Annotated in this window: 1 protein-coding gene; it reads right to left on the bottom strand. The window is 44.8% G+C overall.

Annotated features, from left to right (window positions below; all coding sequences use genetic code 11):
• Window positions 1-534: hypothetical protein (locus N1032_RS27540; protein WP_259543912.1), on the bottom strand; the 534-nt coding region annotated here is incomplete at both ends.

The raw sequence follows: 534 nt of genomic DNA on the forward strand, positions 1-534 counted from the left end.
CAGCTGGGCCGAACAGTTTAGTACCACCACCAATATCAAAGTTATTGATAAGTTTGTTACTACGGTTGACAGATGCCAGTGCAGCTTCAGTTGCCTGTTTGTTAGTATTAACAGCAAACGTCTGACCAGTCTTCGCATCGTATACGGTTGCAACACCTTTAGAATTGATGATTGGATTACCACGGCTGTTAAGCATGACGTTGTATTCACCAATTTTGTATGGTGATACTGGAATCTGAGTTCCACCTGGGCCTTGAACAACATGAGCCTGCATACCTTGTGCCTTAGCAGCAGCAGCGGTAGCTTTCATCTGTGCAGTCTGAGCATTCTGTTGCAGAGTCTGGAGCTTGATAGGAGCTTCTTGTTGTTTCAGTGCCATGTTACCACGCATCTGATCCATCATTGCTTGGTTGTACTGCATTTTGTTCTGACGTTCTTGAACATCCAGAGCGCGCATTTCAGGAGAATTTTCATACTGAGCTTTCTCAAGATTCTGCTGACCGGTCTGAATCTGAAGATTCTGCTGTTGCAGTT

Source organism: Herbiconiux daphne (assembly GCF_024979295.1).
Lineage (GTDB): Bacteria > Actinomycetota > Actinomycetes > Actinomycetales > Microbacteriaceae > Herbiconiux > Herbiconiux daphnes.